This window comes from Geodermatophilus sp. SYSU D00814 (assembly GCF_054050055.1).
Genome location: NZ_JBJGYP010000063.1, coordinates 1 through 7813, shown reverse-complemented (window position 1 = coordinate 7813; position 7813 = coordinate 1). Strand labels below are relative to the sequence as shown.

At 76.3% G+C, this 7813-nt stretch carries 6 protein-coding genes; 5 read left to right on the top strand and 1 reads right to left on the bottom strand.

Annotation, left to right across the window (positions count from 1 at the left end; genetic code table 11):
- Positions 1 to 221 precede the first annotated feature (221 nt).
- Complete coding sequence (locus ACI780_RS24300; protein ID WP_457006058.1) at positions 222 to 587, top strand: DsrE family protein; 366 nt, start codon at positions 222 to 224, stop codon at positions 585 to 587.
- A 3-nt stretch (positions 588 to 590) separates the two neighbouring features.
- Here the strand turns inward: ACI780_RS24300 and ACI780_RS24295 are convergent, their stop codons facing one another.
- A complete protein-coding gene (locus ACI780_RS24295) occupies positions 591 to 3152 on the bottom strand; it encodes an ATP-binding protein (RefSeq protein WP_457006057.1) in 2562 nt (853 codons plus the stop codon).
- A 108-nt stretch (positions 3153 to 3260) separates the two neighbouring features.
- On the opposite strand from ACI780_RS24295, the gene ACI780_RS24290 reads away from it, so the two are divergent.
- From ACI780_RS24290 to ACI780_RS24275, 4 genes are all read left to right on the top strand, one after another.
- The gene (locus tag ACI780_RS24290; protein WP_457006056.1) at positions 3261 to 4331 is read left to right on the top strand and encodes an ATP-dependent DNA ligase; all 1071 of its coding nucleotides are present in this window, start codon (positions 3261 to 3263) and stop codon (positions 4329 to 4331) included.
- A gap of 43 nt (positions 4332 to 4374) precedes the next feature.
- Complete coding sequence (locus ACI780_RS24285; protein WP_456870731.1) at positions 4375 to 5949, top strand: alpha/beta hydrolase; 1575 nt, start codon at positions 4375 to 4377, stop codon at positions 5947 to 5949.
- A gap of 23 nt (positions 5950 to 5972) precedes the next feature.
- Positions 5973 to 7046, top strand: coding sequence for a DNA polymerase domain-containing protein (locus tag ACI780_RS24280; protein ID WP_456870732.1), 1074 nt, complete (start codon positions 5973 to 5975; stop codon positions 7044 to 7046).
- Between the two features lie 48 nt (positions 7047 to 7094).
- A partial coding sequence (locus ACI780_RS24275; protein WP_457006055.1) for a tyrosine-type recombinase/integrase occupies positions 7095 to 7813 on the top strand: 719 nt, incomplete at its 3' end.

Genomic DNA, 7813 nt, shown 5'->3' with positions numbered 1-7813 from the left:
GACGCGGCGCGCCGCCGCGCGCGCCCCCCCCCCCCCCCCCCCCCCCCCCCCCCCCCCCCCCCCCCCCCCCCCCCCCCCGGGCCGCCGTCGTCGCCGCGGGTCTCGCGTGGGGGTCCGCGGCGCTCACATGGGGGTCGGCGCCCCATGTCCGCAGGTCAGCGCGTCCCTAGCGTCGTGGCCGAGCCCGCCGAGGGAGCGGGCCGACACCGCCAGGAGGACACATGAGCACCAAGGCCGTCGTCAGTCTCGCCACCGGTCTCGAGGACCCGGAGAAGGTCACCGTCGCGATGCTGATGGCCGTGGGCGCCGCCGAGACCGGCCGGGAGACGGTCGTGTTCGCCGCCAAGGAGGCGGTGCGGCTGGCGCTCGAGGGCACCGCGGTCGGCACCGCCTGCGCCGGCTGTCCGCCGCTGCCCTCGCTGATGGAGCGCTTCGCCGCCGCCGGCGGGCGCTGGTTCGTCTGCCCGATCTGCGTCGAGGCCAAGCAGCTCGACGCCGGGCAGCTGATCAAGAACGCCGAGCTCGCCGGGACCATCCCGCTGTGGAACTGGATCGGCGACGAGGGCGCGACCACGTTCAGCTACTGACGCTCAGCCGCTGAGCAGCCCGAGCTCCCCCGCCCGCCGGATCGCCTCCCGCCGCCCGCGGACCCCCAGCCGGCCGAGCACCGCGGTCACGTGGTGCTCGGCCGTCCGCGGGGACACGACCAGGCGCGTGGCGATCTCGGCGTTGGTGAGCCCCTCGGCGAGCAACCGTAGGACCTCCTCCTGGCGGGCGGTCAGCCCGGCGGGGTGCGCGCGGGTGGTCCCCCGGCGGCCGTGCCGCACGGGCAGCCCCAGCGCCCGGAGCCGCCGGGTCACCCGTGCGGCCAGCGGTGCCGCGCCGAGCGCGCGGGCGGTCTCCAGGGCCTCGGCCAGCGCGGCGGGGTCGTCGAGCGCGGACAGGCACAGCGCCCGGTCGTAGGACCAGCCGACGGCGCCGAACGCGTCGGCCGCCGCCCGCCAGTCGCCGTCGAGCACGGCCCGGTGCGGCGGCGCGGCACGCACGCGGGACTCCACCGGGCAGCCGGCCACCGCGGCCCACGCGGCCATCCGGACGCCGCCCCACCCCGCCCAGTCGGTGGCCCGCGCAAGCGCGTCGACCTGCCGCACCCGGTCCACCGGCATGGGGGTCCCGTGCAGCAGCGCGTGCTCCACCTGCAGCTCGAGCACCGGCTCGATCCGCTGCATCTCGGCGGTGGCCCACGACTGCGCGGCAACGTCGGCCAGGCGGGCGGCCGCGTCGTCGTCCCCCCGGCGGACGGCGACCTCGGCGAGCACGGTCTTGGCCAGGATCTGGTTGACCGTCACGCCGCGCTCGAGCTGCGCCCGGGCGACGCGCTCGGCGCCGGCCCAGTCCCCCTCCCGCGCCCGCAGCCAGGCGAGGGTGACCTCGGTGTACTCGCGCAGCGCGTCGACCTCGTGCTCGGCGGCGTAGGCCAGGGCCCGCTCCGCCGTCCGCCGCGCCGGCCCGGGCCGCACCCACAGCAGCTCCGACCACGCCCGGCAGACCAGCGCGCGCACCGCCTCGTGCGGGTCGCCGGCGCCGTCGGCGGCCGCGAACGCCTGCTCGATGGTCGCGGTGTCGTCGGGGTCGCGGGTGGCCCGGACCTTGCCGGTGTTGACCAGCGCGTGCGCGTGGGTGGCCCGGTCGCCGGCCCGCAGCGCCATGTCCGCCGCGCGCGCCGACCACGTCAGCGCCTCCTCCGACCGGCCGGCCAGCATCGCCAGCTGACCGATCACGCTGCACGCGCGGGCGAGCTCGGCGGACTCGCCCAGCGGCTCGAGCAGCGCGACCGCGGCCCGGGCCTCCCGCTCGGCGGCCGCGCCGTCCCCCGCATACCAGAGCAGCCGCGACCGCACCCGCGCGCAGCGGCCCAGCCCCCGGTGGTCCCCGGTGGCCCGGTGCGCCGCGGCCGCCGCGTCGACGGCCGTCAGCGCCTCCGGGATCCGCCCGTTGAGGTAGGCGACCACCGCCAGTTCCTCGTACAGGGCGGCGCGCTCGGCGCCCGGCAGCGAGCCGGCCAGTGGCAGCGCCCGCCGGTAGTGGGCGAGGGCCTCCCGGTTGGCCCCCGCGGCCGCCGCGCCGCGGGCGGCCGGGAGCGCGGCGGCGGCCAGCGCCGCCGCCTCGCCCGCGGCCTCGGCGTGGTGCACCAGGTCGGCCGGGTCCGCGCCGAGCCGCTGCAGCGCGGCGAGCACGGTGGCGTGCAGCCGCCGGCGGTCGGCGGCGGTCAGCGTCCCGGCGACGGCGGTGCGCGCCAGCTCGTGCCGGAAGGCGACCGAGCCGGGCTCGACGCGCAGCAGCCCCGTCCGCTCGGGCTCGGCGGCCGCCGCCTCCCACCCGGGCAGGGCCGCGTCGAGCACGTCGGTGCCGGTGCGGGCGGGGACCACCGAGACGAGCTCGACCAGGGCCCGGGCGCCGGGCGCCAGCGCGGCCACCCGGCCGGCGACCGCGTCGCGCACCGACGGCGGCAGCCCGTCGGTGCCCTCGGCGGCCAGCTCGGTGACCAGGAACGGGTTGCCGCCGGTCAGCGCGTGCACGCGGTCGGCGCCGGGACCGACGAGCTCGGCCACCGCGGCCCGCGACAGCGGCGCCAGCGGCACCCGGGTCACCGCCCGCGGCGGCAGGGCGGCCAGCGCCCGGCGCAGCGGCGCGGCGCCGTCGAGCTCGCCGTCGCGGTAGGTCAGCACCAGGACGGCGGGCAGCGCGGGCACCCGGCGGCCGAGCGTGCGGACGGCGTCGACCGTGGCGTCGTCGGCCCAGTGCACGTCCTCGAGCACCAGCACCGTCGGCGCCGGCCCGGCCAGCTCGGCGAGCAGCCCGTCGTGCACCGCGGCGGGTGCGGACCCGTCGGCGAGCACCTCGGCCAGCGGGCCGCCGACGGCCCGGGCGACGTCGCGCAGCGCGCCGAATGGCCGCGGGGTGGTCAGGTCGTCGCACTGGCCGGTGAGCACGCGCACCCCGGCCAGCCGGCCGGCCAGGCCGCCCACGAGCGCGGTCTTGCCGATGCCGGGCTCGCCGGTCACCAGGACGACGCCGCCCCGGCCGGCCGCCGCCGCGCGGGCGGCGGTGGCGAGCAGGGCGAGCGGCTCCTCCCGCTCGAGCAGGCGCACGCCGGGGACGCTAGTGACCCGCGGCCGGTCGCGGGAGCCCGCGGCGCGCCACCCGTTCGATCGACGGCGGCGTGTGCGCCGTCGGCCCCCGCTGCTTGACTGGCCGGCATGGACCTGCCCGTTCTCCCGCCGGTGAGGCCGATGCTGGCCAAGGCCACGACGACGCTGCCCACCGCCGAGGGGCTGTTCTACGAGCCCAAGTGGGACGGGTTCCGCTGCATCGTCTTCCGCGACGGCGACGAGGTGGAGCTCGGCAGCCGCAACGAGCGCCCGCTCACCCGCTACTTCCCCGAGGTGGTGGCCGCGGTGAAGGAGGCGCTGCCCGAGCGCTGCGTCGTCGACGGCGAGATCGTCGTGCCGCAGGGCGACCGGCTGCACTTCGAGTCGCTGCTGCAGCGCATCCACCCGGCGAAGTCGCGGGTGGACCTGCTCGCCGAGCAGACGCCGGCGCACTTCGTCGCCTTCGACCTGCTCGCCGTCGGCAACGAGTCGCTCATGGAGACGCCGTTCACCGAGCGCCGGACACGGCTGCGGCAGCTGCTGACCGGCACCCACGAGCGGGTGCACGTGACGGCGGTGACCCAGGACGCCGCCACCGCGCAGCGCTGGTTCGAGGAGTTCGAGGGCGCCGGGCTCGACGGCGTCGTCGCCAAGGCCCCCGACCTGCCCTACGGCCCCGACCAGCGGCTCATGACCAAGGTCAAGCACGTGCGCACCGCCGACTGCGTGGTCGCCGGCTTCCGCTGGCACAAGAGCGGGGCGGTGGTGGGGTCGCTGCTGCTGGGCCTCTACGACGACGGCGGTCTGCAGCACGTCGGCGTGGCCGCCTCCTTCCCCATGGCGCGGCGGGCGGAGCTGGTCGAGGAGCTGGCGCCCTACCGCGCCGACGCGCTCGACGGGCACCCCTGGCAGGACTGGGCGAACGCCGAGCTGCAGGAGAACGGCGAGCACCGGATGCCCGGGGCGCAGAGCCGGTGGAACGCGAAGAAGGACCTGTCCTGGGTGCCGCTGCGGCCCGAGCTGGTCGTGGAGGTCAAGTACGACCAGCTGGAGGGCCGGCGGCTGCGGCACACCGGCCAGTTCCTGCGCTGGCGGCCCGACCGCACCCCGGAGAGCTGCACCTACGACCAGCTCGAGGTGCCGGTCCGCTACGACCTCGCGGAGGTCTTCGCCGGATGACCGCCGTCTGCGCGGGTGGCACCGGCCTCCTACGGTGGTGATCATGCGTCTGCGCCGCGGCCTGCTCGCCGCCTCGACCGGACTGCTCCTGGCGGTCACCGGCTGCAGCTCGTTCTCGGAGTCGGCCGGCGAGGCCCCGTCGTCGTCGGCCGCCGCGTCGTCGTCGGCGGGGTCGACGACGGAGGCCGAGGCCGCGCCGATCACCTGGACCGACTGCGACGCGCAGATCTCCCAGCTGATCGCCGGTACCCCCGGCAGCGAGCGCGACCTGCTCTTCGAGTGCGGCCGCACCGAGGTCCCCATCGACCACGACGAGGCCGACGGCGCCACGCTGCCGCTGTTCCTCGTCCGCGCCCGGCTCGCCGGGCAGACCGACCGGATCGGGTCCCTGCTGGTCAACCCCGGCGGTCCCGGCGGCTCGGGGGCCGACGCGGCGCTGAGCCTGGCGCTGTCGATGCCCGAGGACGTGCTGCGCCGCTTCGACCTCGTCGGCGTCGACCCGCGCGGGGTCGGGCTGTCCACGCCGGTGGAGTGCATCCCGGCCGAGCTGAAGGACCGGCTCACCGCCGCCGAGCCGCGCCCGACCACGCAGGAGCAGATGGACGAGGTCCTGGCGCTCACCGACGAGGTCGCCGAGGCCTGCGTCGACGAGTACGGCGACGCGCTGGGCACCTTCAACACCGTCGACACCGCCCGGGACATGGACCTGGTGCGGCAGTCCCTCGGCGACGAGCAGCTGAGCTACCTCGGCTACTCCTACGGCACGACGCTGGGCAGCACCTACGCCGAGCTGTACCCGGAGAACGTGCGGGCGCTGGTGCTCGACGCCGCCGTCGACCCCGACGCCGACGCGCAGACCCGGGTCGAGTCGCAGGCCGCCGGGCTGGAGGCCTCCTTCGACGCGTTCGCGGCCAACTGCACCGGCCTGGTCTCCGGCTGCCCGCTCGGCCCCGACCCGCGCCGCTTCCTCGAGGACCTGCTCGCCCAGGCCGCCGGCGCGCCGATCCCCAGCTCCGCGGGCGGGGACCGCACGGCGACGCCCGGGGTGGTCCTGACGGCGGTGCTGGCGGCGATGTACGACCCCGGCTCGTGGCCGCAGCTGTCGCAGTCGCTGGCCACCGCACGGAACAACGGCGACGCCGCGGGGCTGTTCTCCCTGGCCGACCGCTACACCGGCCGGCTCTCCGACGGCGCCTACACCAACCAGACCGACGCCAGCATCGCCATCAACTGCGCCGACACCCCCGAGGACGAGACGTACTCGCGGGAGCAGGTGCTGGCGCTCGCGCAGGACTGGGCCACCCGCTACCCGCTCTTCGGCGCCGGTGCGGCCTCGGGCCTCTACACCTGCTCGGCGTGGGAGGCCCCGCGCACGCCCCTGCCCGAGCGCGACGCCGAGGGCAGCGCGCCGATCCTCGTCGTCGGCAACAGCGGCGACCCCGTGACGCCGCTGCCGGGTGCGGAGGACATGGCCGAGGACCTCACCGCCGGCGTGCTGCTCACCTGGCAGGGCCAGGGCCACACCGCCTACCCCAAGACGCCGTGCGTCACCGACGCGGTGAACGCCTACCTCGTCGACCTCACCGCACCGCAGGACGGGCTCACGTGCCCGGCCTGACCCCCGACCCGAGGAGCTGACGGGTGGCCAGCAGTAGAGACGCGGTGGTCCTGACCGTCGACGGGCACGAGGTGCGCGTCTCCAACCCGGAGAAGCCGTACTTCGCCGAGCGCGGCATCCGCAAGATCGACGTCGTCGAGTACTTCGTCGCCGTCGGCGAGGGGATCCTGTTCGCGCTGCGGGACCGGCCGACGACGCTCGAGCGCTGGCCCGGCGGGGTGTTCGAGGGCGCCCGGCTCTCGACCCGGGTGGACAACACCGGCGACGCCTTCTACCAGAAGCGGGTGCCCAAGAACGCGCCCGAGTGGGTGCCGACCGCGCACATCACCTTCCCCAGCGGGCGGACCGCCGACGAGATCGCGCCGGACTCGGTCGCCGTCGTCGCCTGGTGCGCCAACCTCGGGACGCTCACCTTCCACCCGTGGCCGGTGGACAAGACCGACGTCGAGTCGCCGAACCAGATCCGCATCGACCTCGACCCGCAGCCGGGCACCGACTTCGCCGACGCGGTGTGGGTGGCCCCGCACGTGCGCGAGCTGCTGCACGAGCTCGGCATGGAGGGCTGGCCGAAGACCTCCGGCGGGCGGGGGGTGCACGTGTACGTGCCCATCCAGCCGCGCTGGACGTTCACCGACGTGCGCCGGGCGGTCATCGCCTTCGGCCGCGAGCTGGAACGGCGCCTGCCCGACCGCGTGACGATGTCGTGGTGGAAGGAGGAGCGCGGCGAGAAGATCTTCATCGACTACAACCAGATGGCCCGGGACCGCACGATCGCCTCGGCCTACTCCATCCGGCCCAAACCGCACGCACCGGTGAGCGCCCCGCTGGACTGGGACGAGCTCCCCGACGTCCACCCCACCGACTTCACCGTGCTGACGATGCCCGAGCGGTTCCGCGCCGTCGGCGACAAGCACGCCGGCCTGGCCGGACACGCCTACGGCATCGAGCCGCTGCTGGAGCTGGCCGAGCGCCAGGCCTCCGACCAGGGCCTCGGCGACCTGCCCTATCCGCCGGACTACCCGAAGATGCCGGGCGAGCCGATGCGGGTGCAACCGAGCCGTGCCAGGCGTCTCACCAGCGAAGATGCGCCATCCTGAGACCCCGGCTGGTCTAGCACAGCGCTGTTCCCCGGATGACCTGCCGCCGTGGCGATCCGGCTCGAGGACCTGCTGGCGTCCTTCCGGCGGCACCTGCGGGCCGCCGCCAAGGCGCCGCGGACCATCGAGCTGTACAGCCAGTCGGTCCGGTACTTCGGTCGCTGGCTGACCGACCGCGGCCGGGAGCCGGTGCTCGATGAGCTGACCCGGCACGCCATCGCCGCGTGGCTGGCCGAGCTGGCCGAGACGTGCGAGCCCTCCACGATCAGCACCCGGCTGCGTGGCATGCGCCGGTTCTGCCGCTGGCTGGTCACTGAAGGAGAACTGGAGAAGGCCCCCACCGACGGCATCGAGCTCGCCAACTCGCCCGACAAGCCTGTCCCGATCCTCAACGACGAGGAGATCACCGCCCTGCTGAAGGCATGCGCGGTGCCCCGCGGCCGGCCGGGCGTGTTCGACCGGACCGTGTTCCTCGGCCGCCGCGACGAGGTCGTGCTGCGGCTGCTGCTCGACACCGGCGTGCGGGTCTCGGAGCTGTGCGGACTGGAGCTCACCGACGTCGACCTCGACCGCGAACTCGCCTACGTCACCGGCAAGGGCTCCCGCCCGCGGGTGGTGCCGTTCGGCGCCAAGACCGCGCAGGCCGTGGATCGCTACCTGCGGGTGCGGGCCCTGCACCCGTATGCCCGGTCGCCGCGGGGGGTGGGCCGGGGGCGGGCGGGGGCGCCGGGCCCCCCCCCCGGGCCCCCCCCCCCCCCCCCCCACCG

Excerpts from the sequence above, each read along its gene's own strand:
- ACI780_RS24285 (WP_456870731.1), top strand. The coding sequence starts at position 4,375 with ATGCGTCTGCGCCGCGGCCTGCTCGCCGCCTCGACCGGACTGCTCCTG.
- ACI780_RS24300 (WP_457006058.1), top strand. The coding sequence starts at position 222 with ATGAGCACCAAGGCCGTCGTCAGTCTCGCCACCGGTCTCGAGGACCCG.
- ACI780_RS24290 (WP_457006056.1), top strand. The coding sequence starts at position 3,261 with ATGGACCTGCCCGTTCTCCCGCCGGTGAGGCCGATGCTGGCCAAGGCC.